This is a genomic window from Nodosilinea sp. AN01ver1 (assembly GCF_050565655.1).
GTDB lineage: Bacteria > Cyanobacteriota > Cyanobacteriia > Phormidesmidales > Phormidesmidaceae > Nodosilinea.
Map to the genome: position 1 here is coordinate 272913 of NZ_JBNXVS010000001.1, position 26133 is coordinate 299045.

Below are 26133 nucleotides of genomic sequence, written 5' to 3' on the forward strand. Positions count from 1 at the left end.
CCATCAGCAGATCCCATTCATTGAGGTGCTGTTATGACTATGGAACCTCCCCCAAGTACCGAGATTAGAGCGACTAACGCGGCGACGGGCTGGGTAATTGCCCTCAGCGCAGGGCTGATTGGCTTAGGCATCTTGGCCATTTTGATGCCCGCGATCGCCTCGGCTGTTTTTACCTCGGTGATTGGGTGGATAGCGCTGGTCAGCGGGGTGTTTCAGGTTGGGCAGGCGTTTCAGGCTAAGGCATTTAGGGGGCAGGGGTTAGGTCTGGGCGTGGGCATTCTCTACGCGATCGCAGGGCTGTACATCTTGCTCAACCTGGTCAACGCCACGGCGCTGCTTACCCTGGCGTTTGGGCTGCTGCTGATGGCTGAGGGCGTATTTACCATTGCCATGGCGTTTACCTACCGGGCTGGGGGCACCATGTCGTGGTTTGTGGCGATCAACGGCATCATTACGCTAATTTTGGGCATTTTGGCGTTCAACCGCTGGCCCTTCAGCGCCCTCTGGCTGATTGGCTTATACGTGGGCATTAGCCTACTATTGACTGGATCTTCGCTGCTGGGGGCGGCCCTGGCCCTGCGCAAACAAGGGGTCTAGGGCGTGTCATCAATTGTGACCAAAAGCTCGGGATACCAAGCCTTGCCACGCCTGACCGAAAAGGCAAGCTAGGGGCTGTAACCCTTGATTTTTTGAACGTTGAGCAGCTAATTGATGACAGCCCCTAGAGCTGCTGAAAAATGCCAGAACCTTACATTCTCTTTGCTCAGCACGGCTGGGCCGACACCAACCAGTCGATGATGGCCCTGGCCGAGGCGCTGGCGGCAGAGGAGGCGCACATTGTGGCCCCCTGCCTCAACTACGCCATGACCTGGCTGCGGATAACGCCTTTGATAGACGAGGTAGACGCCCTGGCCACGGCGACCCTGGTGCGGCAGCCCAGGTTGCCCGTGCGCGTTGTGGGCCACTCGATGGGCGGGCTGATTTGGCTAGAGGTGCTGAACCGACACCCAGAATGGTGGCCACGCATTGAGTTTTTGGTGCTGGTCGGCTCTCCGGTGGGCGGGGCCGATCTGGGCCGCATTCTCGACCCGCTGCAGGTGGGGGTGGGCATTGCCGCTGACCTGGGCCGCGATCGCCGTCCGTTAGCGGCCCGCATTGCCGCCGCCATTCCTACCCTGGTCATCGCGGGCGATGTCGATGGCGGCAGCGACGGCACCATTCCGGTTGAGAGCACGCGGGTGCCCCATGGCCAGTTTGTCTGCCTGGACGGTATTAGCCATGCCGCGCTGCGCTGCCATCCCCGCGTCGTAGAGCAAATTCAGCAGTTTTGGGACGGCAGCTGCCTCAGCGACCCCCTGCTGCCCCACTTTCTGGTCGAGCAGCTGCGCCAGATACCGGGCATGACCGATGCCCACCGCCGCGATTTTGCCCGCGCTACGCCCTGGCACACCTTTGCCGATGGCACCAGCATTCGGCTGTGGCGCAGCCCGATGGGCATTCTGCACGTGTTCTTGGCCTCGGCTGAGCACGACTGCCTCTACTCGGGCTACGTGGGGTGGCTGCACACGGGCGATCTGTGGCAGGGCCTGGAGGCGCTGCGAGCCGAAGCTCAGCTATTTGAGCGCGGCGGAATCTGAGGGGGGCGATCGCTCAGGCGGCGGGTGGAGGTCAACGGGCTTGAGATCGAGAGCCCATCGTTGCTGACTAGGCCAGCGGTAATATCGACCCCGCTGCTCTGGGTTTGCCGGTATTGCTCGACGGCGGTATTAACCTGCTCTGCGATCGCCCAGGCGGGCTTGGAGGGCGGCGGCGACTGCCGCAAAACATTGAGCTGAAAGCTGACCTGCTCGATCAGCAGTGTCTGATCGATAACGGCGAGCTGGAGGTCGAGGTCGAAATCGACCTGGTTTTTGAGCACGGCGCTGAGGGCCGTAGCGATCAGATCAGAGCCAATGTTAACGAGACCAGGAGCGTACTTTTCGACGTAAGCGGCCACGGTTTCGCTGACGGCCTCGGCCATGGGCTTTTGGTTCAGAACAGTGGCGAGGGTTTGAGCCAGCGCAGGGGCGGTGGCGTTGACCCTAGCGGCCAGCTCTGCCGGAATGACCCCGCGCAGGGCACTCTCTAAATCAAAGGTTTGCACCACCAGACTCACCAGGCCCAAGGCCTCTGAGCGGGTAATTGCGCCATCGCTCACCAGCGGTATCACCGACGTTGCCATACTGCTCAGGTCGTCTGGTGTAACTGTGGGCCTGTAGCGCTGTACATAGCTGGTTAAGACGCCCTTGGCCTGGTCGCTCAGCTGTTGCTGCCAGCGGTGGGCGGCTTTGGCCAGGGCGCTGCTGGCGCGATCGACAATGGCATTTTTGAGGTCGTCAGGGGTGAGGCCGTCGAGCACTTGCTGGGCGACGGTATCGACCAGCGCAGCGGGCAGATCGGGCTGGTAAAGCCGCAGCAGGGTGCCCAAAATGCCCTGCACCTGCTCCGAAGAGTTGGGCAACCCGTAGAGCCTTCCGTAGGCACTGAGGCCGCTGATTAGCGTGGCAGCGGTCTCAGGGGCAGGGGCAGCAGCGGTCAGATCCTCAGGTGGCATCGTAACCTCCTCGGTGAGGGGAAAAGAAACCTATTTACGCTTACATCGGCACCTTCCCCAATCCTACTTGCGGATTGGCCCCAGCACCCTTACCCTGATGGGTACAGTTCTAACCGGGACTGCTGGGGCCGCCTGCTGTGCTGCTTTCTGCACCGCTCTCTGGGCCACTTTCTATGACAGCTGCTCCGCCGTTATAGCCTCGGGGGGTAATTAGCCAGGGGCCGTGGCGCTGGGTGCTCTGGTTGCCAATCAGCACCACGGTCAGCATGTCGATGGGAGCGTCTAGCAGATCGGCCAGGGTGGTGCGGTGAATGACTTCGTCAGGGCGATAGACCGACTTGACTACCGCTACTGGGGTATCGGGCGATCGCTGGGCCATAAAGATCTGGTGGGCGATCGCGATTTGCTCAGTGCGCGTTTTCGATTTGGGATTGTAGAGCGCCACCACAAAATCGGCGGCGGCGGCAGCCTCCAGCCGCTTCACAATCACCTCCCAGGGGGTGAGCAGGTCGCTGAGGCTGATGGCGCAAAAGTCGTGCATCAGCGGTGCCCCCACCCGCGCCGCCGCCGCCTGTAGGGCCGAAATGCCGGGAAACACCTCGACCGAGGGCGTTTCGCCATCCCAGCCGGTGCCCTGAAGCTGTTCCAGCACCAGCCCCGCCATGCCGTAGATGCCGCAGTCGCCCGACGAGACTACCGCCACGCTCAGCCCCCAGCGGGCCAGGTCAATGGCGCGATCGGCCCGCTGCCGCTCCTGGGTAATGGGCCAGGGTTCGACAATTTGGCCAGGGCGGCAGAGGGGGCGAATCTGGTCGATGTAGAGGCCGTAGCCAATCACCACATTGGCCTGGGAAATGGCCGCCTTCGCCGCCGGAGTGATCTGGTTCAGGTCACCGGGGCCGGTGCCCACCAGCGCCAGGTGGCCAGGGTGGGGAATGTACTCGCGCTCGGCCTGGGCGATCGCTACCGTGACGGCACCGGGCTGCCCTTCTACCCGCACCACCTGCTTGGCCACCCGCAGCTGACCCTCTGAGGCCTCTGTCGCCGCAAGAATGGCGGCGGCCTCGGCCACGCTGGGGGTCTGCACCGCCTGTTCCACAACTGTGGACGGGTTGGGCACCGGAATTGCTTTCAGTTCTTCAGCGGTAAAGCAGCGCAGGGGCCACTGGCGTTCGGCACAGAGGGCGACTAACCCTACCTCGTCGGCCTTGAGATCGAGGCTGGCAAGGCCCGCGATCGCCCCTTCGGCAAAATGCCCCGCCCGGCATACCCGCGCGATCGCCGCCTCAATCACCGCCTGGGGCGTGCCCCGCTCGCAGCCGATGCCCACCCACAGCACGCGCGGGTGCCACTGGGCCTTGGGGAAGCCGCTGTCGGGGTCAAAGCGCCGCTGAATCGGGCTAATCCACAGTCGCGCAGCGGGGGCGCGAACCGATTCAAACACAAAGGGATGGGTGGTTGGCAGGTGATCCTGCCAGAGAAACGTGCCGCAGTCCTGCAAAACCTCGACGGCTTTGCTGTGGGCCACCGCAGCGCTCACGCCTGTCCAGTCGCCGCTGCCCCGGCTCCAGCCAAAGGGCACCCCCAGCATGTCCACCCCCGGCAGGCCGTGGTTTTGGGCAGAGCCGGTAATGACTGGATTGGCGTTGAGCAGGTGGGCCACCTGGCGGGTCAGGTCGTCGCCGCCGCCCTGGTGACCGCCGCAGAGGCTAATCGCCTGTGCCCCCGTTTCGCTGACGACGACCACAGCGGGGTCGCTGGTCTTATCGGTTAGCAAGGGAGCAATCAACCGCACCACCGCTCCGGTGGCCAGGGCAAAGATGAGGCCGTCGTGGGTGGTCCACAGGTCGGCAAGGACGGCTTTGAGGGGGCGATCGCAGACCTGAACCTCGACATTCCAGGCCTCCGCCTCGGCAACCAGGGCGGGGAGAACCCACAGCTCGGCGGGTAGACCAGTGACCAGAGGCAAGAGGGCCTTGAGCCCAGCGGGGGTGACAGCGATCGCAGCAAAGGACGACAACAACAGACCTCAAACAGCGTAGAGTCTCCCATCTTAGAAGACCTGGTAACCCAAAGCACCGATTGGGTTGTTCCCGGCTGGTTTTGACCTCAAGCTGCTCTCACTCAGTTGCTCGACTGCTGGCGTTGGGCAATCTGCATCAACAGCCGCAGCGCTTCGTTAACAGCTGCATCGGTTGGAAACGCCTGGGCAATATCAGGCTCTAGAAGTACAAGGTTCGTGCCAGCGCGATAGCGCTCGACATACTTGCCTCTAACCCCTCCTGCCATCTTGGAAAAGTCGTACTCCGATCGCAGATCATCATCCATGTCATCAACCGTCTTCTTCATAGACCCTTTGCTCTTGACGTGTTGCTTGTCGAGCACTGATGAGCCGAATGCGATTGCCCCGATCAGTGTGGGAAACCACTAATAACCGAGCTGATCGCGACATCCCAATGGTAACGTAGCGGTCTTCTCCTACCGAGTGATCAGGGGCAGGGAAGGTAAGCGATAAGGCATCGCCAAAAACCGTAGCGGCTTCCTGAAAAGCAACGCCGTGTTTCTGGAAATTACTGGCTGCTTTATCGGGATGCCACTCAAATTCCATACCAAAGGTATTGCCACTTGCAGGATTGGCAGCATTCCTGCCTAACAGCCCGATTAATAATAGTTCCCGACCTTGCGGTGGTGAATGGCGGTTTGGCCCTCGGGGTCAGACACCTTGCCGTCCTGCACCGTGCAGTAGACGATCCAGTGGTCGCTCACCTCCATGCGGCTGGTGACTTCGCATTCCAGATAGGCCAGGGCGTCGGCCAGCAGGGGCGATCCGTTGGTGGCGGGGCGAGTGCGCACTCCGGCAAAGCGATCGGCACCGGGGGCAAACCGCTTCAGGAAGTGCTTCATCAGGCCCAGGTGCTTGCCCTCTTCGAGAATGTTGAGCACAAAGGTGTCGCCCACCTGCATTAGCGACTCAATGGCGCGGTCTTTGGCCACCGCCACCGTAAAGCCCAGGGGCTGGAAGCTGGCCTGGGCTACCCAGGAGGCCAGCATGGCGCTAGACAGCTCGCCCTTTTGGGCGGTAATGATGTACAGTCCACTGCTGATGCGGCCCAGGGCTTTTTCCAGGTCGGCATCGAGAGACTTGAGCTTCTTCAGCTTACCCGCCTTAGCCAGGCCCTGACCCAGGTCGGTGCCCGCCTCTTCGCAGGACTGGTAGATACCCTCGGTGGGGGTGTCTTTGATGCGAATGGGGGCAAAGGACTGAATTAGCTCCAGATCCTGAAACTTGTTGGCCAGCGGATCCACAGGTTCGTCGTCGCCGCCGTAGGACTCAAACAGGCCGATGGTCTGCTTGCTGTGGACTGCCGCCAGAATGGTGCCCAGGGTGGCCTGGGTTTCTTTGGCCCCAACGCCGGAGGCCGGAGGCATGCCGATGACTAAACCCTTGGCCCGGCTCACCAGCTCGGTCACCTCCTGGGGGTCGGCGGAGCGCATATCCATCATTTCGACCGCAACGCCAGTTTTGGTAATGCCGCGGGCGATCGATTGCGAGAGGCGATCGCTAAACCCATAGTCAGACACGTAGAACACCGCCACTAGATCTTCAGATTTGGCCTTCTCCTGGCTCCAGCGCTGGTAGCGCCCGGTTAGCTCCGCCACGTTGTAGCGCAGCAGGGGGCCGTGGCCAGTGGCCACCATGTTCACAGGGGGCAGAGCGTCCATGCGCTTCATCGCGCCCAGCACCGATCGCGCGTTGGGGGCCATCAGGCACTCGTAGTAAAAGCGAAAATCAGGGGAAATCAGCTCTAAATTTTCGTCGTAGGTGGCATCGCTGCAAAAGTGCAGGCCAAAGGCGTCGCAGGTGAACAGCACGCCGGTCTTGTGGTCGTAGGTAAAGATGGTGTCGGGCCAGTGCAGGTTGGGGGCGCTGACAAACTCCAGGGTGTGGCCGTTGCCCAGCTCCAGGGTATCGCCGTTTTTGACGATCAGGCGCTCAAAGGGGCGATGCACCAGGTCTTCGAGAAAGGCGATCGCCACCTTAGCCCCCACCACCACCGCCTGCGGGGCCAGCTCCAGCACGTCGCGCACCAGGCCGCTGTGGTCGGGCTCGGTGTGGCTGATCACCAGGTAGTCAATGGTTTTGGGGTCGATTTCGCCGGTCAGCGTCTTCAGGTACAGCTCGCGAAACTTGGCGTGGGAGGTATCAACCAGGGCCACCTTTTCGCCGCGAATGATGAACGAGTTGTAGGTAGTGCCGTTTTGCAGGCCAAACTCAATGTCGAAGCGATCGCGATCCCAGTCGAGGGAGCGAATGGTGGTGGTATCTTCTGCCACCGCTTCGACCTGAATGGTAAGGCGCTTTTGTGCCGGTGTCGCTACAACCATGGAGAACCTCCTGCAAAATTAGACGCTGCTAACCGAAGGCGAAATGTTAAAGCCCGAGTTTAGCAACCAAAACGTTTCTTAATATCTGTATTCTCGCTTTAAACCCGATGTCTGGGGGTTAAAATCCCTTATCGCTTTGATTGCGATCGGTAACCATTGAAAATAGTTAATGATAGATTGTCAGTCACCCCAGGACCGTTCTACCAGTGTAGAACACGAGGTCAGAGGGGCCAGTTAGTATCTCGCGACCCCAAGGCATACTGAAGGCATCCCGAGGGAAGTCATCCTGAGGGAATGAAGTGCAAATCTAGTTATTGCGTCACTAATCCTTAACGCCAAACCGTCTATGTCAGCCCCAACCGGAGCCCTGGTTTTAGAACCCACCGCCGATGGGTCGATGACGCTGTTTTCGGAAGATTTTGGCGAGTGGTTTCACAGCCGCCAGGGGGCCTACGCCGAAGCCTACGCCACCTACGTTGAAGCCACTGACCTGGCCAGGCTAGCCCAGGCACCTAATCTGACTCTGCTAGATGTGTGCTACGGCCTGGGCTACAACACAGCCGCCGCCCTAGACACTATTCTGCGGGTTAACCCGGCCTGTCAGGTGCGGCTGGTAGCCCTGGAGCTAGACCCCCGGGTGCCGCGTCGGGCGGTTGAGAGCGACCTAATTGGCGGCTGGCCTGCCCCAGTACAGGCCTGTTTGCAAGATTTAGCCAGTACCGGACAGGCCCAGCGCCCCTGGCTGGAGGCTACCCTGCTGTGGGGCGATGCGCGGCAGCGCATTCAGACCGTAAAAGCGCTAAAATTTCAGGCTGATGTCATCTTCTTTGACCCTTTTTCGCCGCCCCACTGCCCTGAACTGTGGACGGTTGAGTTTCTTGGGCAGGTCGCGGCCTGCCTGCACCCTGAGGGAAAACTGGTTACCTATTCCTGTGCGGCGGCGGTGCGAACGGCGTTTCGGCTCGCCGGGCTGTCAATTGGCCCAGTGAATGCTGCGGGCCGTCGCTGGCCGGGTACCCTGGCTCAGGTAAGTGCACTGGGGCTGGCTCCGCTGTCGCAGCAAGAGCAGGAGCATTTATTGACCCGGGCGGCAGTGCCCTACCGAGACCCAACCCTCAGTGACAGCGCCGCCGTCATTCGTCAACGTCGCCAGCAAGAACAGACGGCTTCAGACCTAGTACCAACGTCGCGCTGGCGCAAGCGGTGGCTGCCCCCGCATCAAAAAAACCCCCTTGCTCGATAGGCTAAAGATCCGCCTTTTGTGCCCGCTTGTTGCCATTTTTGTCGCCACCTTCAGGTTGTTGCTGTGCTTTACCAAACGTCTTTGCCACCCCGTGTGCTTGTAGTCGACGACCACGCCCCCAGCCGTATGGCCGCCGTCGCGCTGCTGGCGGTGGAGGGCTACCAGGTAGAGCAGGCCGACTGTGGCCAAAGCGCCCTTAGCCGTGTCTTTCAGCACCAGCCCGACCTGATTTTGCTGGATGTGATGATGCCCGGCCTGGATGGCTACGAGGTGTGCCGCCGGCTCAAAGAAAATGAAAATACCCGGCTGATTCCGGTGGTGTTTGTGACGGCTCTGGGCGATCGCGAGGCCCGCCTGCGCGGCATTGAGGCGGGCGGCGATGACTTTTTGACCAAACCCTTTGACCAGCTAGAGCTATCGGCCAGGGTGAAATCGCTAATTCACCAAAAGCGCCTCAACGAAGACCTCGACCACGCCGAACAGGTGTTGTTTTCGATCGCCCGCACCATTGAGAGCCGCGACCCCAATACCGGCGACCACTGCGATCGCCTGGTCATTTTGGCCCGCAGCTTTGGCGAATATCTGGGTCTGGCCCCGGCCCACATTCGCGATCTGGCCTGGGCAGGCTATCTGCACGACATCGGCAAGGTGGGTATTCCCGATGCGGTGCTGCTTAAAACTGGCCCCCTGACCGAGGTTGAGCGCGCCACGATGGAACAGCATGTCGCCATTGGCGAAACCATCTGTCGACCGCTGCGCACCATGCAGGGGGTCTTGCCCATCATCCGCCACCATCACGAGCGCTGGAACGGCAGCGGCTATCCTGACGGGCTGGTCGGGGCCGCGATTCCCCGGCTGGCGCAGCTCTTTCAGCTGATTGATATTTTTGATGCCCTCACCCACGATCGCCCCTACAAGCCCGCCTTTTCCCTAGAAGAGTCGCTGGGGATTATGTGGCAGGAGGTGGAGCGAGGCTGGCGCGACCCGGCCCTGATGGCCCAGTTTGAGACCTTTATCCGCAGCTACCAGCCCCAGAACGCCGTGGTTGCGAACGTTGTTACCAGCACCGTCGAGTCGCCCCAGCCGTTGCGTAATAGGGTTTCTTATGGATAGGGGACGGGGGGATGAGGAGATGAGGAGATGAGGGGGATGAGGGGGATGAGGAGATGAGGAGATTAAATCCTCACCTTCCTCATCACCTCACCTTCCCTAAACCCTTGCGATCGGCAGCAGTTGCTTAATCGCGGCGAGGGGCCAGGCCGAGCTGGCCCTGTAGCTCCATATAGTTGGGGGTTTGAGCGGTGGTGGCGCTGAGGCTGCGCACGCTGCCGAGGTAGGGCTTGGTGACGTCAAAGCTGGGGTCGCTGTGGAGGTCAAACACCTGGTAGGCCAGGGCCAGGGTCGCCCCCACGTTGAGATAAAAGTAGCCGTTGTTGGGGGCAGGAAACGCCGCCGTAGCCTGATCGAACAGAAAAAAATCGGCCAGGGGATCGTGGGGCGAGGGGGCCAACAGGCTGGCCATCGGCACGGCCCCGGAGGTGATAGCTAGAGTGTCGTCGGTGACCCAGCCGTGGCTGCCGACGCTGAGTTCGGGTATGTAGTCATCGCCATTTCTGCCAGAGGGCAGCTCCCAGCTGACGGCGGGCTGCTGGTTGACGGCGCGGGTGGTGGTAGCGAGGCCCAGGCCGGGCAGGAGTTCATCGACAGCGGCCAGGGTGGTCTCGGCGGTGGGGCGATCGCTGGTTTGCAGCAGCAGCCCCAGTCCTATGTATTGCAAAGGGCCGCCCTCGGTGGGAAAGGCCGCGATCGCCACTTCCCCGTCCATCCAGCCAAACACATCCTGGTCGAGGTCAAGCCCGGTAACCAAGGTAAAGAATGACCTGGCTGTGGCCAGCCCCTCCTGAGTAAAGTCGCTGGCGTTCTCCAAAATGCGGGTGAGGCCGCGCCAAAACCCAGCCACATCGCGACCGCTGATCAGCAAAAAGGTGGAGGCGGGCAGCAGCGTCAGGGGGCTATCGGCGTTGGCCACGCTGGGGGTAAGGCCAAAGGTGAAGGGCACGGCATCGTAGTAGTAGCGACCCCGGAACTGCATTCCCGTCGCCAGAGGATAGACCAGGGCCTCTAGGGTGCCGCCAAAGTTGAGCGATCGCAGGGTTTGTAGGGTGTCGGCATCGATCTCGGGGGCGGGGGGCAGCGGCAGACCCAGTTCGGGCAAGTCTGCCGGGGCCAGGTCGTAGTTCAGCAGCTCGAGGGCGTTGCCGTAGAGGGCAAACAGGGCGCGGCTCTGCTGACGATTGGTCAGGGTGCGCTGAAACTCGCGGCTGGCGGCGAGCGATGCGGTGTCGCTTGTCTGGCGCAGACGCAGGTATTGCTCGATCGCAGCGGGGCTCTCGGCGGTGACTAGCTCGTCGGGCAAAAAGGCGACGGCGAGGCCGCTGGGGCCAAAGCTGGGCAGAGGCATCGGTACCTCTACGTCCAGTTCGGCCTCGTCGTGCAGTGGGCTGACGGTGAGCGGCAAACCTACCCTGCCGCCGCCAAAGCGCCAGATCTCAGTGCGCTCTTTGGGCGACTCTTCACTCTGGAAGTAGGCTTCTCCGTCGTCTAGAGGGGTTGGAGCGGCTGGGGCTTCATCGACGCAGGGTTCTGTCTCTACCTCGGCGGAACCACAGGCTGGATCAGTCTCGCTCTCGGGCCATTCCTCGGGGGCGGGGGCGGGCCAGTAGTAGATGTCGGTGCCCTGGGCAGAGGTGATTTTGGGGGCCGTCTCTTGGAGCTTAAAAAAGGTGGTGCGAAAGCTTTCGAATGCCTGAGTGTTGACGATCGGGGCGACCATGACGGTGTAATCGGCGATCGCAGCTGTGCTCTCGGGGGCGGCGGGCAGCAGGGCAACGACAGCTGTTTCGCCTACCCAGGGGGCAATGTCGCTCTCAAAATTGAACCCGTAGGGGAGGTAGGGGAGTCCCGGCAGGCCGGGGGTTAGCCCCTGCTCGGTGGCCAGCAGGTTAAAGAGCTGAAACTGGTTGAGCTGGTTCCAGGTATTGGCGGTGGTGTCGAACAGCATGACCAGGGCGGTGTTGGCGGGCAGGTGGTGCCATGGGGTTGCTTCGTCGGCGTGGGTGGTGGGGGCGGCTAGGATTAGCCCTGCTCCTATCAGACTTCCTGGAAGAAGGTGTTTCCATGTTTGCCTGTGCCTGCCCATAGCGGCCTGTGCTCCATAGTGCTTTTCTATCAATACCTGAGCACTGGGGCTAAGTTTGTAAAGATGCAGGTTTTTGTTTACGATCGCGGGGCTGGCGGTGGCGGAGGTGGGTGATTGGAAGCCAGATCTACTGCTGGGGCCATGTCGCTGGCCCCAGACCCCCTTCGAGAAGGGCGTTCCGCCGCCCTTCACCCCACGGAAAGGACTGATCGATCATCGGTTTAAACCCCTGTCCTGCGAACTGGCCTTTTAGCGGCTGCGATTGGCCTCATGTCGATCCCTTATCTCCCCATTTCCTCACCTTTCTCACCTTCCTCATCCTCTCATCTCCTCAACGGGCTCTCCCGCCGCGTAGGCTCGTAGGGCGTTGATGATGTGGATGTTGGCTTTGGGGAAGGGGTATTCTTCGATCGCATCCAACCCCACCCAGCGCACTTCGTCGCATTCGATGGGCTGGGGGTCGCCGCTGAGGTGGGTGCAGTGGTGGACGTTGAGGGTGACTTTGAAGTGGGAGTAGGCGTGGGTGACGGTGCAGAGGCGATCGCCTACCGCAATCTCAATGCCTAGTTCTTCTAAAATCTCGCGGGCGATGCAGGCTTCGATGGTTTCGCCGGGCTCAATTTTGCCGCCGGGGAACTCCCACAGGCCGCCCAGAAGGCCCGACTGCTTGCGGCGATCGATCAAGATTTGCTGCTGGTCGTTCCAGATCACGGCGACGCCGATTTGCTTGTGGGGCAGGGGGCCTTTGGGTTCTGACATGGGCAGCTCCGATTGAATATTGCGATTATAGGCCTGGCAGTGGAGTTGCCAGGGGCAGCGATCGCAGGCGGGGGTGCGCCGGGTGCACAGCGTTGCCCCCAGATCCATAATGGCCTGGTTGAAGTCGCGGGGGCGATTGGGGTCGAGCAGGTGCTCAGACAGCCGCCAGAGGTCGTTGAGGGCACGGGCCGGGGGCACGGGCAGGGCCACCAGGCGGGCCAGCACCCGCTTCACGTTGCCGTCGAGAATGGCGTGGGGCAGGTTAAAGGCCGAGCTGAGAATGCCCCCGGCGGTGGTTTTGCCAATGCCGGGCAGCGCGGTAATGGCGTCAAAATCCTGTGGGATTTCGCCGCTGTGGTCGGCCACAATTTGCTGGGCTGCCCGGTGCAGGTTGCGGGCGCGGCTGTAGTAGCCCAGCCCTTCCCAGGCTTTGAGTACGGTTTGCAGGTCGGCGGCGGCCAAGGCTCCTACCGTTGGAAACTGCTCCAGCCAGCGTTGGTAGTAGGGCAGCACGGTTTTGACCTGGGTCTGCTGCAGCATAATCTCCGATACCCAGATGGCGTAGGGGTTGTCGATGTTGCGCCAGGGTAGGGTGCGGCCCTGCTCGCCGTACCAGGTCAGCAGGGCCTGCCGCAGCCCCTCAACAGGAAAATCCGGCCAGGGCTGATGCGCCTGGGCCGGATTGGGGGAAAGGGGGTGCTGGTTTAGAACCCTCGTTGTATAACTCGCCCTATAGTTCGCTTCAGTGTCGCGTGCGGTATCACGGCGACCGAGGCCAGGGGAGGAATAGGGACCGGATTGGTCTTTTGGGGTTAATCTCTGACGATCGCTCACTCAGCTTCAAAGGACGATTCTGCTGACATCAGCGAGTGCTCAAACGCCATCCGCTGCTCGGCACCACGCAGAAAATACCCGCTCATCATAGCAGAGGCCAGCAGGCGGCCCAGGCTTTCGCGGTTGGTGGTAATTTCAACGTCGAAGTGCTGAGAGGGCAGCCCGCCCAGTAGCCCAATGATGTTGTGCTCCATCATCTGCTGCACCTCGGTAGAGGCTGGGCTAGAGAGCTGAGAGACAGTTTCGGGGCTCATGCTGTGGACGTACTGCATGAGAGAGTTGACCTGCTCAGAATTTTTAAATCCGTTAAAAAGGTCTTGGGCTTTGTTGGAAGAATTGCTCACAGTGGATACCTCGCTTGGCTGGCAGTAAGTGCGGCCTGGGTTTATCAGATTGAGCTGGATGTGGTTAGTATTCCCCGTCGCGTGTAGAAGGCTACTATTTGTTGTCTACATCACTATTTACTTCTACATTGGGGATTGCAGCCGTTCCTGAAACCGATGTAACTAAGGTAACAGGCTCCCTTTAGCCGCTGGGTAGGTAGAACCGTACTGGCTGTGGAGAGGTTTTGCCCCCGCAATCCTAACTAGAATGCCGTTCTGTGGATAGATGTCAGTGCAAAACGGAGCAGTCAAGCTAAGGCGAGACTTTCTTAGCAAGGTCTTAGGCAATTTAAGGCAATCATCATCTAGCGATCGCCTCTATCTGTCAAAATTTTCAGCAATGTCCCCAAAAGCTCCACTAAATGACGCTTTCTTCCCCCGTTGCCCCGTCCTCAGCGGCCAATTTAGCCAGTCACAACCTGATTTCTCAGTACCGGGCTGTGCGCAGCCTCAGTGAAACGCTCTGTCAACCCCTTGAGATTGAAGACTACGGGGTGCAGGCCATGGCCGATGTTAGCCCGCCTAAGTGGCATTTGGCCCACACGACCTGGTTTTTTGAGACCTTTTTGCTGCGCCCTTACCTGTCAGATTACCTGGAGTTTCATCCAGGTTTTGGATATTTGTTCAATTCCTACTATGAAGCCGTGGGCGATCGCCATCCCCGCCCCGATCGTGGTTTGCTGTCGCGTCCCACGGTGGCTGAGGTCTATCAGTACCGGGCCTACGTCGATGAAGCGATGGCAACGCTTTTGCAGCAGTTCAGCCATCATCCCGCCGTTCGAGAACTCATTACCCTGGGCCTGCACCACGAGCAGCAGCACCAGGAACTGCTGCTCACCGACCTCAAGTACAACTTAGCGATCAACCCCCTGCGCCCCGCCTACCGTCAAGATGTGGCCGTGGTCGAATGCGTCTGCCCCACGCCCCTGGAGTTTGTCGATTTTGCTGGCGGGCTGTACACCATTGGCCACCAGGTCGAGGGCTTTGCCTTCGACAATGAAGGCCCCACCCACCAGGTCTATCTGCAAGACTTTGCCCTGGCCAACCGCCTGATTACCAACGGCGAGTACCTGGAGTTTATGGCTGACCAGGGCTACCAGACCGCCGCCCACTGGCTAGCCGAGGGCTGGGCCACGGTGCAGAGCGAAGGCTGGCAGGCCCCCCTCTACTGGGAGCAGCGCGACGGCCAGTGGTGGAACTTTACCCTGGGCGGCCTACAGCCTGTGAACCTGATGGAGCCCGTGTGTCACCTCAGCTACTTTGAGGCCGATGCCTTTGCTACCTGGCGCGGCTGCCGCCTGCCCACCGAAGCCGAATGGGAAGTGGCTGCGGCCCAGTTCCCCAGACAGGGAAATTTGCTGGAAGCAGACCATCTCCATCCTCAACCCGCCGATGGCACGCCCACGCTTCAGCAACTCTACGGCGACGTTTGGGAATGGACCCAGAGCGCCTACCTGCCCTACCCCGGCTTTCGCCCCGCCCCCGGTGCCGTAGGCGAGTACAACGGCAAGTTTATGTGCAACCAGATGGTGCTGCGAGGCGGTTCCTGCGTCACCCCGCCTGGCCACATCCGCCCCAGCTACCGCAACTTTTTCCCGCCCAGCGCCCGGTGGCAGTTTAGCGGCCTTCGGCTAGCGAAGAGGTGAGTAGGTGAGGAAGGTAAGGAGGATGAGGAAGGTGAGGAAGCTAACAATCTTGAAGGTTTAAAGGCTTTCCATTTCCCTCATCCTCTCCATCCTCCTCATTTCCCTTGTCCTCTCCATCCTCCTCATCCTCCCTATCTCCCCCATCCTCTCCACCTATTCACTCCCATGCCCCCCATCCCCTCTCCCCAGACCCAGCAGCCTGCCGTTAAGCTGTACGACTTTCATCCGCCGATGGAGGATTTTCGCAGCGCGGTGCTGCGGGGGCTGGGCTTGCCCCAAAAGCAGTTTTCGCCGCAGTTTCTCTACGACAAGCGGGGATCTGAGCTATTCGATGCTATCTGTCAGCTGCCAGAGTACTACCTGACTCGCACCGAGATGGCGATTTTGCGGGACAATGCCGGGGCGATCGCGACGGCGTTAGGTCATCGCGTTTTGGTGGAGTTGGGCAGCGGCAGCAGCCAAAAAATTCGCATTTTGCTGAAGGCTGCACCCCAGGTGACGACCTACGTGGGGGTGGATATCTCGCGGCAGCATTTGCAGGAGGCCTGTGCGGCGCTGATGGCCGATTTTGCAGAACTGGAGGCGATCGCCGTCTGCGCCGACTACACCAAACCTCTGCCTCTGGCGACGATTCCTGAACTGCGCGATCGCCCCACCATTGGCTTTTTCCCCGGCTCTTCGATTGGCAATCTGGAACCTGCGGAGGTGATTGCTTTTCTCAAAACCGTAGCGGTGCTGGGCGACCTGATTGTCGGGGTAGACCTGAAAAAATCTGCCGCTATTCTCGAACCGGCTTATGACGATGTTCAGGGGGTGTCAGCTGCCTTTGCGCTCAATGTGCTGACGCGCATTAACCGCGAGCTGGGAGCCGATTTTGACCTGACCCAGTTTGAGTATCGAGCGCACTACAACGAAGCGGCGGGGCGGATCGAGATGGCGATCGCCAGCCTGTGTGACCAAACCGTGCACCTGGGCGATGCCAAGATTTCCTTTGCAGCAGGCGAGACCCTGCGCACCGAGCACTCCTATAAGTACACCGTAGATGAGTTTCAGCTGCTGGCGATGGAGGCCGGGTTTCAGCCCGTGCAGGTGTGGACTGATGCCGATCAGCTCTTCAGCCTCCACCACTTGAAGCAAATGTAGGAGAGCCATCTAGAATCGTCAATCCAAAATCCGCAGTTGGTGTGAGACGCTATAAGCCAGTGTTATCTGGACTCGCCCCCTATGCAGGTTGCCTGGCAAGACGTAAAGCCCTACGACGATATCATTTACCAGAAGGCCGATGGCATCGCCAAAATCACCATCAATCGGCCCCACAAGCGCAATGCCTTTCGCCCCAAAACCATTGTCGAGCTGTACGAAGCCTTTTCCAACGCCCGTGAAGACAGCCGCATTGGTGTAGTGCTGCTGACCGGGGCTGGCCCCCACACCGACGGCAAGTATGCCTTTTGCTCAGGCGGCGACCAGAGCGTGCGCGGCCACGGCGGCTATGTGGATGAGGGTGGCGTGCCCCGGCTGAACGTGCTCGACTTGCAGCGGCTGATTCGATCGATGCCCAAGGTGGTGATTGCGCTGGTAGCGGGCTATGCGATCGGCGGTGGCCACGTGCTGCACGTGGTGTGCGACCTCACGATCGCCGCCGACAACGCCATCTTTGGCCAGACTGGCCCCAAAGTAGGCAGTTTTGACGGTGGGTTTGGCGCTAGCTACCTATCTCGCATGGTGGGCCAAAAGAAAGCCCGCGAAATTTGGTACCTCTGCCGCCAGTACAGCGCCCAGGATGCCCTGGATATGGGCATGGTCAACTGCGTGGTGCCGGTGGAGCAGCTGGAGGCCGAGGGCGTACAGTGGGCGCAGGAAATTCTGCAAAAAAGCCCGATCGCCATTCGCTGCCTCAAAGCAGCCTTCAATGCAGACTGCGACGGTCAGGCGGGGCTGCAAGAGCTGGCGGGCAACGCCACTCTGCTCTACTACATGACCGAAGAGGGGGCTGAGGGCAAGCAGGCGTTTTTGGAGAAGCGATCGCCTGATTTTCGTCAATATCCCTGGCTGCCGTAGGGGTTGGGTAGATAGGGAGATGAGGTCGGTCGGTTCCTGAGCGGAGTCGTTTGTCCTGTGGACAGGCTTCGCCAACGTGCTAGCGTCTCCCGTAGGGAGAAAGGAGAGAAGGGGTGGATGAGGAGTTCGCGCTATACTTGTACAAATAAATGGACAGGTTCCGATGCGAGTTGTTACCTTCAGCGAAGCTAGAAACAAGCTAAAAGCCATCCTTGACCAGGTGGTGAATGACGCCGACTACACAGTGATTACGCGGCGAGACGCAGAGGATGCTGTTGTGATGTCGCTGGACTACTTCAACAGTCTGATGGAAACGGTTTATTTACTCAAATCTCCCGCCAATGCGGCTCATTTAGAGCAATCGATCGCCCAGTATCGTCAGGGCCAAACCACAGAGCGCGATCTGCTCGATGAGTGATCGTCAGCTGGCATGGACCGATGCCGCCTGGAAAGATTATCTCTACTGGCAGACCCAGGATAAAAAGACGCTGAAAAGGATCAATTCGCTCATTCAAGCTACTAAAGCTCTCCCTTTCGAAGGCATTGGTAAACCAGAACCTCTCAAGGAGAATCTATCTGGCTTTTGGTCGCGTCGCATTGATGACACCCACCGTCTGGTCTACGCCGTAAACGATTGTTATTTGACAATCATTTCCTGTCGGTATCATTACTAGCCTTGGCAACGGTTGGGCTAACGTATTTTCGTGAACCCAGATTGGCCAAAAGAACTATCAAACCCGCTACCTAGGTACGGCAAGCATTCTTTTTAAAGGTGGAATGATGCTCAGAGCAGTTGATCGAGATCTTTGGGTAGCCGAGCAGCCGCTGCGATATTTTGGCTTGAGCATTGGCACTCACATGACGGTGATTCGGCAGGCCGGTGATGAACTTGTTATTATTTCGCCGCTTCAGCTGAGTGAGGCGCTAGCGAGTGAGCTAGGTGAGTTGGGAACCGTCGCGCATATCATCGCGCCCAACCTGTATCACTATCTATTTGCGGCTGATTTTAAGGCAGCGTACCCAGCGGCGACGTTTTGGGCGACAGCGGCGTTGCGGGTGAAAAAGCCAGAGCTGCCAATCGATCGGGCGATTGGCCACAGGCAAGGCTTCGCCAACGCACCCAGCCCAGACAATCCCTGGCCCGGCCTGGAGTACCTGTTTTTCGACGGGTTCAAAACCCTTGCCCCCAGCGGCCCTGATCCTCTAGACGAATGGGTCTTTTTTCATGTTGCTAGCCGCACGCTGATCTTGACGGATACGGCCTTTTGCTTTGACGAAAACTCGGCGTGGCTAACGCAGCTGGTCACGAAAATTGGCGGCGGCTACAAAAGCCTGAGCCCGTCGCTGTTGGAGCGCGTTGCGACGACAGACAAAGAAACGGTCAAAGCTGCCGTCGAGCAAGTTTTGCGCTGGAATTTTGAGCGGGTGATTGTAGCCCACGGCAGCATTGTAGATCAGGGCGGCAGGGAGCAGTTCAAACAGGGGTACGAGCGGTTTCTGGGCTGTACGCTTTAGAGAAATCGGGCGATGACACCCACGACTTTGGGCCAGCAAAGAGTTGACCCATTGGCCAGAATAAACGGTGTTGGTAGGCAGGGCCTCGGCGATAGATGACGATTCGCCGTCTCGGTGTTACCCTGCGAGAGGCCCGTCGCAATGAAATGAATTGATACAAACCTATGGATCCCCTGCTTGATCGCATTCAAACCAGCCTGCTTGATTTGGTTGGGCAGTTTATCCAGCTTTTGCCCGGCCTGTTTCTGGGGCTGGTGCTGGTACTGCTAACCTGGTATGCCGCTAAGGTGGCCCAGCGAGTAGTCGGCAAAATGATCCAGCGGCTGGTGCCCAGTCGATCGCTGCAGCTGCTGGCGGTGCAAATTGCCCGCATTGGCACCTGGGTGTTGGGAATCGTAATTGCGGCGGTGGTGGCCTTCCCTGATCTGCGGCTGGGCGACATTATTGGGCTGCTGGGCCTGGGTTCGGTAGCGATCGGCTTTGCCTTTCAGGATATTTTTAAGAACTTTTTGGCCGGTATTTTGCTGCTGGTAGAAGAACCTTTTCGCCTGGGCGATCAGGTGATTATGAGCGACTACGAGGGCACGGTGGAGGCGATCAAAATTCGCTCGACCCAACTGCGCACCTACACCGGGGAACTGGTCGAAATTCCCAATTCGATCGTGTTTACCAACCCGGTGCGGGTGCTGACCGCCTATCGCAGCCGCCGCACCGATCTGGAGATTGGCGTTGACTACACCACGCCCCTGCCCCTAGCCAAGCAGACCTTTCTCGATGTGGTGCACCGCATCGAGGGGGTGCTCAAATCGCCTGAACCGGAGGTCGATGTGGTGGGCTTTGGCGACAGCTCGATTGACTTTAAGGTGCGCTACTGGACTACGCCGCAGATTGCCGAGGTGCGGCGGATTAAGTCGCAGGTGGCGATCGCTCTCAAGGCCGCCTGTGACGAAGCAGATATCTCCATTCCCTACCCGATTCGCACGGTGCACATGTTTGATCAAACTCAGTTCAACGAAAGCCAGCGTCTGACTAACGGTGCTGGTGCTGGAGATGCGTCTAGCTAGCTTAGGGGCGTAGCATGCTACGCCCCTGCGGAGTTCCTGATGATGAATCGGGTTTTGTAAATCGAATTTTGGATTAGCCCCCAGCTTGGTTGGGCAAATGCCGTCTGACCCTACGCGGAGGCTGAACTGCGAATGCAGCGGCCAATGTTGGTGTCAATTTTAAGAATGTGGCTGGTTAACCAGTCCACCAGTTTTTGGTAAATTTCTTCGGCTACGGCCTCGCTGGCGTCGCTGGCTTTGTAGCGATCGTGCAGGTGGCCAAAGGTTTCGATGAACTGGGCGTGGGCCTGCTGGTTGACCTCAGCGATCGGGCACTGGTGCTTGGCGGCGCAGGCTTCTTCGTGCTCGAAGTGCCACTCGGCGTAGAACTTGAGAAAGGCAAACAGCTTTTTGATCGCGGTAGCGCCTTTGTGGTGGGCGATCGCCTGCCCCAGGTCATTCACAGCGGCAATCAGCTCCTTGTGGTGGGCGTCGATCATCGGTACGCCTGTGCTGAGGGAGTCGTCCCAGGTGAAGGTTTGGATGGTGGTGGGGTTCATTGGGTGGTGCGTTAGGTGGGGGTTAGGAGAAAGGGTGGGGTGGGGTTAGGTGGGGATTAGGAGAAAGGGTGGGGTGGGGTTTCGGTGCTGGTTTGGGCGACGAGGGGCAGCAGGGCGATGAGCCAGAGGGCCAGGGCGGTGTCGTGGGGAAAGGCGAGGTTGAGCCAGATCCACAGAGCGATCGCGAGGCCGGGCAGGCTGGTGACCAGGTCGGCCAGCTTGAGCAGGGTTAAAAAGCCTTGCAGTAGCCGCAGTGTGCTTTGAGTCATAGCTACACCTTGCCTTTGAGAAAACCGACCAGATTTTGCAAAAACGAGTTGCTTACCGGGGCGGCTCCATGGCCAACTGCGCCAGCAGCGACTGGTTCGAGACTTTCGGGGTCGACTAGATCAACCGACGAAGTCGGCGGTGCGGCCATGAGCGGCATTTCTTCGGCCAGGCCCGTAACAATCAGGCGAAAGGCAATTTGCTGGGCCTTGGCGACGGGCAGGTTGAGCTGTTTGGCCACGTCGGCCAGGGCCATGGTGCCGTTGGTAAATTCCCACACCTGCCACTCGTTGGGGTTGAGGCGCAGGCTGGGCTTGCCTTCCACAGTGCTGATCAAGGCCGAAGAAGGATCCGGCAGTTTCTCCGCCAGGGCGTTCCAGTCTTTGAGCGCCCGCAGCCCGGCCAGGGTGACATCGGTGGCCGTGGCAATTAGCCCGGTCATTTCAGCCCGTGGGGTAGGCGCTTTGGGGTCAAACTGAAACCAGCCGTCGGGGAGGGCAAACAGGGCGCACACCTGGCGCATGACCTGGGTATAAAACAGCAGTTTGAGCTGCTCGGCACTCAGCACCCCCTGATTTTTGAGGCATAGCCCCAGGGGAGTGTTGATCTGGCAGGTCTGGGCCAGACGGGAAACGGCATTGTCGCCCATCCAGCCGCGCTGGGCAATTAGTCGCATCAGCCCGCGCTGGTCGAGGGCATTGCCAGCGGCGACAATTTGCCCCTGGCCAAACCAGATGTGGTGGTTGTGGCGCTCGATGGTTGTGGTGTCAGCCAGGGTGCAGATCGTGAGCAACCCCGTTTTGTTGCCCTGTTCCAGCAGCTGAAACAGTTCGGGTAGGGAGAAATCGGCCAGGTATCCGGTAACAGTCATGGTGCTGTTCCTTTTTGAAAAGCAGAGAGAAGGGACGGACGGTGGGAGGGGATGGATAGGCTTGAGGGTGCCAGGTGCACTGTCTCGGTAGCTTCAGCACCGCCTGCATGAGTCCCGCATGGGCGAGAGGTTTTGAGCGGACGGGCGGGCAGCGGGCGGCTAGGTGGTGGCTAGACTGCCCGACCAGGTGTGCTGCACCAGGGCAATCACCGCCTGGGCTACCGAGGCCGTTTCGTTGGCGTTGACCGTCACCAGGGGCGGACGGCGATTGGGGTTGGGATAGCCCAGGGCCAGGGCAATGTTGGCGGCATCCCAGGCACCAGGGCAGTCGGTGTGGGTGAGGCCGATAATCATCGGCACGGGCGATCGCTGCTTCATGAACATCATGATGCGGCGGGCCTCGCGAAACTCGTGGGGCCGATGGGCCGCCACCAGCAAAATGTAGGCGTGGGCCTTTTGAATCAAGATGTCCCACATGAAGTCGAAGCGCGACTGGCCGGGGGTGCCGTAGAGGTGCAGGGCCATGTCGGGGCCAAACTGCAGACGGCCAAAGTCAAAGGCTACGGTGGTGCGCTTTTTGATCAAAAGAGCCTCGTCGGTGGCGCGGCGATCGGTATCCACCACCTCAATCTCGCTAACCGATCGAATGAAGGTCGATTTACCGGCTCCCACGGGGCCAGTGACCACTAAACGCATGATTTCCATGGCTGGAGGCGGCAATGAAGGAATAGGTGAGGGCGGAGCAAACTGCTAAACCGGGGGGGGCAACCCACTCCGCCAGGGGCAAAGGGCTACATTAAAACGGCTTTCAGATCGCCCAGGGTGCGCTTAATTTCAAGCATCAGCAGGCCCTGCTTAGCCGCTTTGTCGGCCAGAACCAGAAACACCGCATCTTCGCCGCAGCTGGTGAGAATGCCGTAGCCTTTATCGCCTTCTACAAAAATACGGTCAATGCCGCCGCGAGCCAGTTCGCTACCAATGCGATCGCCCAGGGAAAGCATAGCGGCTGACATCGCTGAAACCCGCTCTTCATCCATGCCGCCGGGCAGGCTAGCGGCCAGGGGCAGACCGTCGGGGGTGACTACCGCCGCCCCTTGAATATCGGTAGTAGAGGTAACAAAGCTCTGTAGAATGTGGGTGAGTTTTTCGGTGCTAATAGCCATGGTAAGTCTCTTGGATTAAGAAGGAATTTGAGAAAAAAGGGAGGAGATTCAATCAGCTAAAACGTAAATCAGCGCCTGCTACATGGCCGCTGCGCCAGTTGCCACCAGTCGTCTAAAGAGACCTTCAGACCAGCCTGTTTCTTTGAGTACCGCCGCTGACGAGACTTCGATATAGGCCTGCTCAATAAAGGCCAGATCGACCATGCAAATTTTGCTCAGGGCATCGCAGAGCTGCTCGTTTTTGCCATCAGCCTTGGCGCGCTTGCCCGCTTCATGGACAACCACGGCCATAGCCGGTACGACATGCTGAGGGCCAATGCCAATGCGAACGTGAATCAGGCCAATGCGCCAGCGCCTGTCGGCATAGTCGCTGCCCCAGTTGTCCATGCCGGTAAACATTTCGTGAAACCAGGCGACAAAGGTTTCGCGCAGTCGGTGAATGCGACCTTCGGACTCATTTAGAATGACGCTCATTTCAGCATCGCGACCCATGTAGTCATAGAAATAGTCGGCCATTTCAGGCGCAATTTCTAAACCCCAGGCAGCGGCATCTTGAAGTGTTTTCTGATCGTCGGCACTGAAGCCAGTACGCGACACCATCTTAGACATGAATTCGTTTGGCTCAAGGCTCATTGGGCTAATCCTTAAAGGGGACTTCGAATCAACATCCTTGTTTTAGCTGTTGAGACCCATGGGTCAACATCGAAGTAATACCTAAAGTTTCGCCAATAGCAGATCTTGCTGCTTTTTCCGACCAAGAACGGCGATCTTTATAGTTTGATAACGGTTTTGGCGGTTATGTATAAAAACGGGGAGCGCGTTATTTCTTAAACAATTGTCTAAAGCACACTTGTTGAGATGAAGGATTGTAAACCAATTAAACAATCTTGAGCGTGTTAATGTCGGTGCAAAGAATGCCAAAGTCACGTTAGAGCGATCGCACTTTAGCAATCCCTAACTTGTTTATTTCGGGATCGCGGTAAGGCAAGAATATGTTTATGAATAAGCATGGCTTTTTCTCAGCCTCAGCCGCTCTAAATTAAGGCTCAACAGGTTGTATTTACCCACCAGCATGAGGCCAGTAACCAGTTTCTTTGAAGTTATCTAAAGCTATCGGCTGTATGGCCTGACCAAAACCTGCGTAGACCTACGGATCCTTGCAATACATTTCTTCATCTTGGTCGGGTGACGGCAGGGCAAACTCAGTAACTTCCGGCAGGCTAAACCGTAAAATGTCCTTGTAAGCTGCGGCTTTTCTGCGGTGAGCTGCGGCTCTGGTGGATGCGATCGGCAGTGGTTTTACAATGCAAGGCACCGTAAACTTGCCTATCTAAGCTCAGTAACGCCGAAGACGGCCTGAATTTCTGGCAACATAACCTTGGCACCTAGAGGCAGTAAACCATGGCCCGACGACCAGCGACAGAGGATGGTATCGATCTCGCGCCCTTTATTGATCATTCGCTGCTCAACCCCGTTGCGACGTCAGAACAGGTGGCTCAGTGGTGCGCTGAGGCCGATCGCTACGGGTTCGCCGCTGTCTGCATTGCGCCCTGTCATGTGGCGCAGGCGGTCGATTTGCTGCACAACAGCAGGGTCAAAGTCTGTACAGTGATTGGCTTTCCCACCGGGGCGACCACCTCGGCCACCAAGCTCTACGAAGCCCAGGAGGCCGCCGAGCGCGGCGCTGATGAGCTAGATGTGGTGATCAACCTGGGCTGGCTCAAAGAAGGCAAGACCGATGCTATTCATAGAGAAATTGCCACCATCTGCGAAGAAACTGGGCTGCTGGTCAAGGCCATTCTCGAAACCGCCGTGCTCACCCCGGCTGAAATTGCCCTGGCTGCCGAAGTCTGTATGGATGCCGGGGCATCTTTTCTCAAAACCAGCACCGGCTGGCAGGGCGGGGCCACCGTTGAGGTGGTGCGCCAGCTGTGGGAGATTACCCAGGGCCGGGTAGGCATCAAGGCCTCGGGCGGCATTGGTACCGCCGCCCAGGCGGTGGCGCTGGTGCAGGAAGGGGCCACCCGGCTGGGCACCTCGCGGGGGGTCGATCTGGTGCGGCAGCAGCAGCAGGAGCCAGTCGAGCAGCAGTAAGGGACTCGCAAGTTAATAACGTTCCAACGTCATTCCCGCACAAGCGGGAATCCAACACGAAGTAACTATTCAAGCTGGTACCTTATTTTTGAGGTGAGTCCCTAACCTACCTTGTCGTTAATAGCGGGTGATCAGAGTGAGGGTGAGGGCAATCAGTCCGACCAGGGTCAGCAGACCCAGCGATCGCCGGAAGTAGTTGACCCCCGCAAACAGCTCTTGCCAGGCCCAGGTATACCAGGTGCCGAAGGCAATCAGCGTTACGACGGTCTGTAGGCGGCTGGTGGGGAGAACTGCCTGTAGGAGGGTTGCTGTCACGGCCACTATGGCCGGTAGGTTAGGCGCTTGCCCAAGAACAATGTTGCCTTCAGAATCGCGGAAGATGCGATCGAACAAGGAGGGCTGTGAGGCTAGGTTGCGGTCTGCGGGAGAGGTCATTGGGCTTTAACTCAGATACTGCTGACGCTTAATCTAAGCCTGCATTCCCAAACAGTGCCTGTATCAGACGCTAGATTTAGCCTCTATACCCATTGTCAAGCAGCTAGCAAGCTCAATTTAATTGCCAAATCGATGGGTTGGTAGTCCTGGTGTAGGGGCTGCGATCGCAAACACATCGCCCGAGTAAAACCCCTGCTGAATCTCCTTTTGGCTCAGCCCCACCGAGGCCGTGGTGACATAGAGCGTTGACAGGTTAGGGCCGCCAAAGGTGAGACTGGTAGGCCGCTGCACCGGCAGTCTCACCCGGCCCAGGGCCTCGCCTGTAGGGCTAAAGCAGGCCACGCACCAGCCATCCCATAGCGCTGTCCAGAGATTGCCGTCGCTGTCGATTGTCAGGCCGTCGGGTTCTATGGGCTCGTCGCCGAAGTCGACAATAACGCTGCGATCGCTAATCTCCCCGGTTTCGCTCTCAAAGCGGTAGGCAAAAATTTTGCGCTGGGGCGAATCGGTTAAATAAAAGGTGCCGCCGTCAGGGCTCCAGCCCAGCCCGTTAGAAATAGTCAGGCCAGTTTCCATGGTGTGTATTGAGCCATCGGGGTCGTAGCGGTAGAGGGCGGCACGGCCAGGATGGTCTGGGCTCATTGAGCCAATCCAAAAGCGGCCCTGGGGGTCGCATTTACCTTCGTTAAAGCGGGTGTCGGGGGCCTCAAACTCAGCCGTGTGCAGAGTTTCGACGGTGCCCGAGGTGAGATCGAGGCTGGCGATACGGTTGCCCATCGCCACCAGCAGCTGGTTGCCCTTCATTAAAGCTATGGAGCTGCCCACACCATCTACATCCCAGTGGCAGTCGTCGCCGCTGCTGGGCTCAAACACATGAACCCGGTGGTTGAGAATATCAACCCAGTAGAGCACCTGCTGGTCGCTATCCCACAGCGGCCCTTCTCCCAGTCGGGCACGGGCGTAGAGCACGTTTTGGGCCGATAGCTCAGGCAGAGTTGCAGTAGGCATAGCTCAAATACCGGGGTTGTTTACAGCAGGATCTCATGGCGGCACCAGCGACATGCCTATCTAAGGATAGAGGCCA

28 protein-coding genes are annotated in these 26133 nt (G+C 58.9%); 12 read left to right on the plus strand and 16 right to left on the minus strand.

Translation table 11 applies throughout. The features are described from left to right. The first annotated feature begins 33 nt into the window (after positions 1 to 33). Together ACQ4N7_RS01370 and ACQ4N7_RS01375 are read left to right on the plus strand one after the other, a co-directional pair. Positions 34 to 597: an HdeD family acid-resistance protein gene (locus ACQ4N7_RS01370; RefSeq protein ID WP_430709823.1), complete on the plus strand. Its 564-nt coding sequence runs from the start codon at positions 34 to 36 to the stop codon at positions 595 to 597. A 140-nt stretch (positions 598 to 737) separates the two neighbouring features. Further along, entirely contained in the window at positions 738 to 1637 is a 900-nt protein-coding gene (locus ACQ4N7_RS01375) for an alpha/beta fold hydrolase (protein WP_430709824.1), read from the plus strand. On the opposite strand, the gene ACQ4N7_RS01380 is transcribed toward ACQ4N7_RS01375, so the two are convergent. The 5 genes from ACQ4N7_RS01380 to ACQ4N7_RS01400 form a co-directional block, all read right to left on the minus strand. Beyond that, entirely contained in the window at positions 1610 to 2593 is a 984-nt protein-coding gene (locus ACQ4N7_RS01380; protein ID WP_430709825.1) for a hypothetical protein, read from the minus strand. The genes ACQ4N7_RS01375 and ACQ4N7_RS01380 overlap by 28 nt on opposite strands. A 109-nt stretch (positions 2594 to 2702) precedes the next feature. After that, entirely contained in the window at positions 2703 to 4619 is a 1917-nt protein-coding gene (gene cobJ / locus ACQ4N7_RS01385) for a precorrin-3B C(17)-methyltransferase (protein WP_430710060.1), read from the minus strand. Between the two features lie 98 nt (positions 4620 to 4717). Further along, positions 4718 to 4942 (minus strand): hypothetical protein, encoded by a 225-nt coding sequence (locus tag ACQ4N7_RS01390; RefSeq protein WP_430709826.1) that lies wholly within the window; start codon positions 4940 to 4942, stop codon positions 4718 to 4720. Next, positions 4926 to 5201, minus strand: a complete 276-nt coding sequence (locus tag ACQ4N7_RS01395; RefSeq protein WP_430709827.1) for a BrnT family toxin — start codon at positions 5199 to 5201, stop codon at positions 4926 to 4928. Before ACQ4N7_RS01395 ends, ACQ4N7_RS01390 begins: the two co-directional genes overlap by 17 nt. Positions 5202 to 5254: 53 nt before the next feature. After that, positions 5255 to 6979, minus strand: a complete 1725-nt coding sequence (locus ACQ4N7_RS01400) for a diflavin flavoprotein (RefSeq protein WP_430709828.1) — start codon at positions 6977 to 6979, stop codon at positions 5255 to 5257. A gap of 346 nt (positions 6980 to 7325) precedes the next feature. Between ACQ4N7_RS01400 and ACQ4N7_RS01405 the strand changes: the two genes are divergently transcribed. Both ACQ4N7_RS01405 and ACQ4N7_RS01410 read left to right on the plus strand, forming a co-directional pair. Continuing rightward, positions 7326 to 8222 (plus strand): tRNA (5-methylaminomethyl-2-thiouridine)(34)-methyltransferase MnmD, encoded by an 897-nt coding sequence (locus ACQ4N7_RS01405; RefSeq protein ID WP_430709829.1) that lies wholly within the window; start codon positions 7326 to 7328, stop codon positions 8220 to 8222. Positions 8223 to 8285: 63 nt separating this feature from the next. After that, entirely contained in the window at positions 8286 to 9335 is a 1050-nt protein-coding gene (locus ACQ4N7_RS01410) for an HD domain-containing phosphohydrolase (RefSeq protein WP_430709830.1), read from the plus strand. A gap of 124 nt (positions 9336 to 9459) precedes the next feature. On the opposite strand, the gene ACQ4N7_RS01415 is transcribed toward ACQ4N7_RS01410, so the two are convergent. The 3 genes from ACQ4N7_RS01415 to ACQ4N7_RS01425 form a co-directional block, all read right to left on the minus strand. After that, the gene (locus ACQ4N7_RS01415) at positions 9460 to 11421 is read right to left on the minus strand and encodes a DUF3352 domain-containing protein (RefSeq protein WP_430709831.1); all 1962 of its coding nucleotides are present in this window, start codon (positions 11419 to 11421) and stop codon (positions 9460 to 9462) included. A 315-nt stretch (positions 11422 to 11736) separates the two neighbouring features. Beyond that, positions 11737 to 12816 (minus strand): A/G-specific adenine glycosylase, encoded by a 1080-nt coding sequence (gene mutY, locus ACQ4N7_RS01420; RefSeq protein ID WP_430710061.1) that lies wholly within the window; start codon positions 12814 to 12816, stop codon positions 11737 to 11739. Positions 12817 to 13010: 194 nt separating this feature from the next. After that, entirely contained in the window at positions 13011 to 13358 is a 348-nt protein-coding gene (locus tag ACQ4N7_RS01425) for a DUF760 domain-containing protein (protein WP_430709832.1), read from the minus strand. A gap of 401 nt (positions 13359 to 13759) precedes the next feature. On the opposite strand from ACQ4N7_RS01425, the gene egtB reads away from it, so the two are divergent. From egtB to ACQ4N7_RS01460, 7 genes are all read left to right on the plus strand, one after another. Beyond that, positions 13760 to 15043, plus strand: coding sequence for an ergothioneine biosynthesis protein EgtB (gene egtB, locus ACQ4N7_RS01430; RefSeq protein WP_430709833.1), 1284 nt, complete (start codon positions 13760 to 13762; stop codon positions 15041 to 15043). Between the two features lie 165 nt (positions 15044 to 15208). After that, a complete protein-coding gene (gene egtD / locus ACQ4N7_RS01435) occupies positions 15209 to 16186 on the plus strand; it encodes an L-histidine N(alpha)-methyltransferase (RefSeq protein ID WP_430709834.1) in 978 nt (325 codons plus the stop codon). 81 nt (positions 16187 to 16267) lie between these two features. Then, positions 16268 to 17101: a 1,4-dihydroxy-2-naphthoyl-CoA synthase gene (gene menB, locus ACQ4N7_RS01440; protein WP_430709835.1), complete on the plus strand. Its 834-nt coding sequence runs from the start codon at positions 16268 to 16270 to the stop codon at positions 17099 to 17101. Between the two features lie 163 nt (positions 17102 to 17264). Further along, complete coding sequence (locus ACQ4N7_RS01445; protein WP_430709836.1) at positions 17265 to 17519, plus strand: type II toxin-antitoxin system Phd/YefM family antitoxin; 255 nt, start codon at positions 17265 to 17267, stop codon at positions 17517 to 17519. Continuing rightward, positions 17512 to 17775 (plus strand): Txe/YoeB family addiction module toxin, encoded by a 264-nt coding sequence (locus ACQ4N7_RS01450; protein WP_430709837.1) that lies wholly within the window; start codon positions 17512 to 17514, stop codon positions 17773 to 17775. The genes ACQ4N7_RS01445 and ACQ4N7_RS01450 overlap by 8 nt, the downstream gene beginning before the upstream one ends. Before the next feature lie 106 nt (positions 17776 to 17881). After that, on the plus strand, positions 17882 to 18616 hold the full coding sequence (locus ACQ4N7_RS01455) for a DUF4336 domain-containing protein (protein ID WP_430709838.1): 735 nt from the start codon (positions 17882 to 17884) through the stop codon (positions 18614 to 18616). Between the two features lie 164 nt (positions 18617 to 18780). Beyond that, entirely contained in the window at positions 18781 to 19680 is a 900-nt protein-coding gene (locus ACQ4N7_RS01460; RefSeq protein ID WP_430709839.1) for a mechanosensitive ion channel family protein, read from the plus strand. Positions 19681 to 19790: 110 nt separating this feature from the next. On the opposite strand, the gene ACQ4N7_RS01465 is transcribed toward ACQ4N7_RS01460, so the two are convergent. The 6 genes from ACQ4N7_RS01465 to ACQ4N7_RS01490 all read right to left on the minus strand — a co-directional run bounded on the left by ACQ4N7_RS01465 (position 19791) and on the right by ACQ4N7_RS01490 (position 23153). Continuing rightward, positions 19791 to 20219 carry a bacteriohemerythrin gene (locus ACQ4N7_RS01465; protein ID WP_430709840.1) on the minus strand — a complete coding sequence of 143 codons (429 nt, stop codon included), beginning with the start codon at positions 20217 to 20219 and terminating at the stop codon, positions 19791 to 19793. A 56-nt stretch (positions 20220 to 20275) separates the two neighbouring features. Beyond that, complete coding sequence (locus ACQ4N7_RS01470) at positions 20276 to 20488, minus strand: hypothetical protein (RefSeq protein WP_430709841.1); 213 nt, start codon at positions 20486 to 20488, stop codon at positions 20276 to 20278. Between the two features lie 2 nt (positions 20489 to 20490). After that, a complete protein-coding gene (locus ACQ4N7_RS01475) occupies positions 20491 to 21357 on the minus strand; it encodes a DUF4388 domain-containing protein (RefSeq protein WP_430709842.1) in 867 nt (288 codons plus the stop codon). Between the two features lie 159 nt (positions 21358 to 21516). Next, entirely contained in the window at positions 21517 to 22062 is a 546-nt protein-coding gene (locus ACQ4N7_RS01480; RefSeq protein WP_430709843.1) for a GTP-binding protein, read from the minus strand. Between the two features lie 86 nt (positions 22063 to 22148). Continuing rightward, a complete protein-coding gene (locus ACQ4N7_RS01485; RefSeq protein WP_035991000.1) occupies positions 22149 to 22520 on the minus strand; it encodes a roadblock/LC7 domain-containing protein in 372 nt (123 codons plus the stop codon). Between the two features lie 78 nt (positions 22521 to 22598). Then, positions 22599 to 23153, minus strand: coding sequence for a protoglobin domain-containing protein (locus ACQ4N7_RS01490; protein WP_430709844.1), 555 nt, complete (start codon positions 23151 to 23153; stop codon positions 22599 to 22601). Between the two features lie 768 nt (positions 23154 to 23921). Between ACQ4N7_RS01490 and deoC the strand changes: the two genes are divergently transcribed. Next, positions 23922 to 24614: a deoxyribose-phosphate aldolase gene (deoC, locus tag ACQ4N7_RS01495; protein WP_430709845.1), complete on the plus strand. Its 693-nt coding sequence runs from the start codon at positions 23922 to 23924 to the stop codon at positions 24612 to 24614. Between the two features lie 117 nt (positions 24615 to 24731). On the opposite strand, the gene ACQ4N7_RS01500 is transcribed toward deoC, so the two are convergent. Both ACQ4N7_RS01500 and ACQ4N7_RS01505 read right to left on the minus strand, forming a co-directional pair. Continuing rightward, complete coding sequence (locus tag ACQ4N7_RS01500) at positions 24732 to 25049, minus strand: hypothetical protein (RefSeq protein WP_430709846.1); 318 nt, start codon at positions 25047 to 25049, stop codon at positions 24732 to 24734. Positions 25050 to 25166: 117 nt separating this feature from the next. Beyond that, positions 25167 to 26057, minus strand: coding sequence for an SMP-30/gluconolactonase/LRE family protein (locus tag ACQ4N7_RS01505; protein ID WP_430709847.1), 891 nt, complete (start codon positions 26055 to 26057; stop codon positions 25167 to 25169). Positions 26058 to 26133: the final 76 nt, after the last annotated feature.

What these genes read in the sequence shown, in the direction of transcription:
- ACQ4N7_RS01370 (WP_430709823.1), top strand. Translation starts at nt 34, where the DNA reads ATGACTATGGAACCTCCCCCAAGTACCGAGATTAGAGCGACTAACGCG.
- ACQ4N7_RS01375 (WP_430709824.1), top strand. Translation starts at nt 738, where the DNA reads ATGCCAGAACCTTACATTCTCTTTGCTCAGCACGGCTGGGCCGACACC.
- ACQ4N7_RS01380 (WP_430709825.1), bottom strand. Translation starts at nt 2,593, where the DNA reads ATGCCACCTGAGGATCTGACCGCTGCTGCCCCTGCCCCTGAGACCGCT.
- ACQ4N7_RS01390 (WP_430709826.1), bottom strand. Translation starts at nt 4,942, where the DNA reads ATGAAGAAGACGGTTGATGACATGGATGATGATCTGCGATCGGAGTAC.
- ACQ4N7_RS01395 (WP_430709827.1), bottom strand. Translation starts at nt 5,201, where the DNA reads ATGGAATTTGAGTGGCATCCCGATAAAGCAGCCAGTAATTTCCAGAAA.
- ACQ4N7_RS01400 (WP_430709828.1), bottom strand. Translation starts at nt 6,979, where the DNA reads ATGGTTGTAGCGACACCGGCACAAAAGCGCCTTACCATTCAGGTCGAA.
- ACQ4N7_RS01405 (WP_430709829.1), top strand. Translation starts at nt 7,326, where the DNA reads ATGTCAGCCCCAACCGGAGCCCTGGTTTTAGAACCCACCGCCGATGGG.
- ACQ4N7_RS01415 (WP_430709831.1), bottom strand. Translation starts at nt 11,421, where the DNA reads ATGGGCAGGCACAGGCAAACATGGAAACACCTTCTTCCAGGAAGTCTG.
- egtB (WP_430709833.1), top strand. Translation starts at nt 13,760, where the DNA reads ATGACGCTTTCTTCCCCCGTTGCCCCGTCCTCAGCGGCCAATTTAGCC.
- egtD (WP_430709834.1), top strand. Translation starts at nt 15,209, where the DNA reads ATGCCCCCCATCCCCTCTCCCCAGACCCAGCAGCCTGCCGTTAAGCTG.
- menB (WP_430709835.1), top strand. Translation starts at nt 16,268, where the DNA reads ATGCAGGTTGCCTGGCAAGACGTAAAGCCCTACGACGATATCATTTAC.
- ACQ4N7_RS01445 (WP_430709836.1), top strand. Translation starts at nt 17,265, where the DNA reads ATGCGAGTTGTTACCTTCAGCGAAGCTAGAAACAAGCTAAAAGCCATC.
- ACQ4N7_RS01450 (WP_430709837.1), top strand. Translation starts at nt 17,512, where the DNA reads ATGAGTGATCGTCAGCTGGCATGGACCGATGCCGCCTGGAAAGATTAT.
- ACQ4N7_RS01455 (WP_430709838.1), top strand. Translation starts at nt 17,882, where the DNA reads ATGCTCAGAGCAGTTGATCGAGATCTTTGGGTAGCCGAGCAGCCGCTG.
- ACQ4N7_RS01460 (WP_430709839.1), top strand. Translation starts at nt 18,781, where the DNA reads ATGGATCCCCTGCTTGATCGCATTCAAACCAGCCTGCTTGATTTGGTT.
- ACQ4N7_RS01465 (WP_430709840.1), bottom strand. Translation starts at nt 20,219, where the DNA reads ATGAACCCCACCACCATCCAAACCTTCACCTGGGACGACTCCCTCAGC.
- ACQ4N7_RS01470 (WP_430709841.1), bottom strand. Translation starts at nt 20,488, where the DNA reads ATGACTCAAAGCACACTGCGGCTACTGCAAGGCTTTTTAACCCTGCTC.
- ACQ4N7_RS01475 (WP_430709842.1), bottom strand. Translation starts at nt 21,357, where the DNA reads ATGACTGTTACCGGATACCTGGCCGATTTCTCCCTACCCGAACTGTTT.
- ACQ4N7_RS01480 (WP_430709843.1), bottom strand. Translation starts at nt 22,062, where the DNA reads ATGGAAATCATGCGTTTAGTGGTCACTGGCCCCGTGGGAGCCGGTAAA.
- ACQ4N7_RS01485 (WP_035991000.1), bottom strand. Translation starts at nt 22,520, where the DNA reads ATGGCTATTAGCACCGAAAAACTCACCCACATTCTACAGAGCTTTGTT.
- ACQ4N7_RS01490 (WP_430709844.1), bottom strand. Translation starts at nt 23,153, where the DNA reads ATGAGCCTTGAGCCAAACGAATTCATGTCTAAGATGGTGTCGCGTACT.
- deoC (WP_430709845.1), top strand. Translation starts at nt 23,922, where the DNA reads ATGGCCCGACGACCAGCGACAGAGGATGGTATCGATCTCGCGCCCTTT.
- ACQ4N7_RS01500 (WP_430709846.1), bottom strand. Translation starts at nt 25,049, where the DNA reads ATGACCTCTCCCGCAGACCGCAACCTAGCCTCACAGCCCTCCTTGTTC.
- ACQ4N7_RS01505 (WP_430709847.1), bottom strand. Translation starts at nt 26,057, where the DNA reads ATGCCTACTGCAACTCTGCCTGAGCTATCGGCCCAAAACGTGCTCTAC.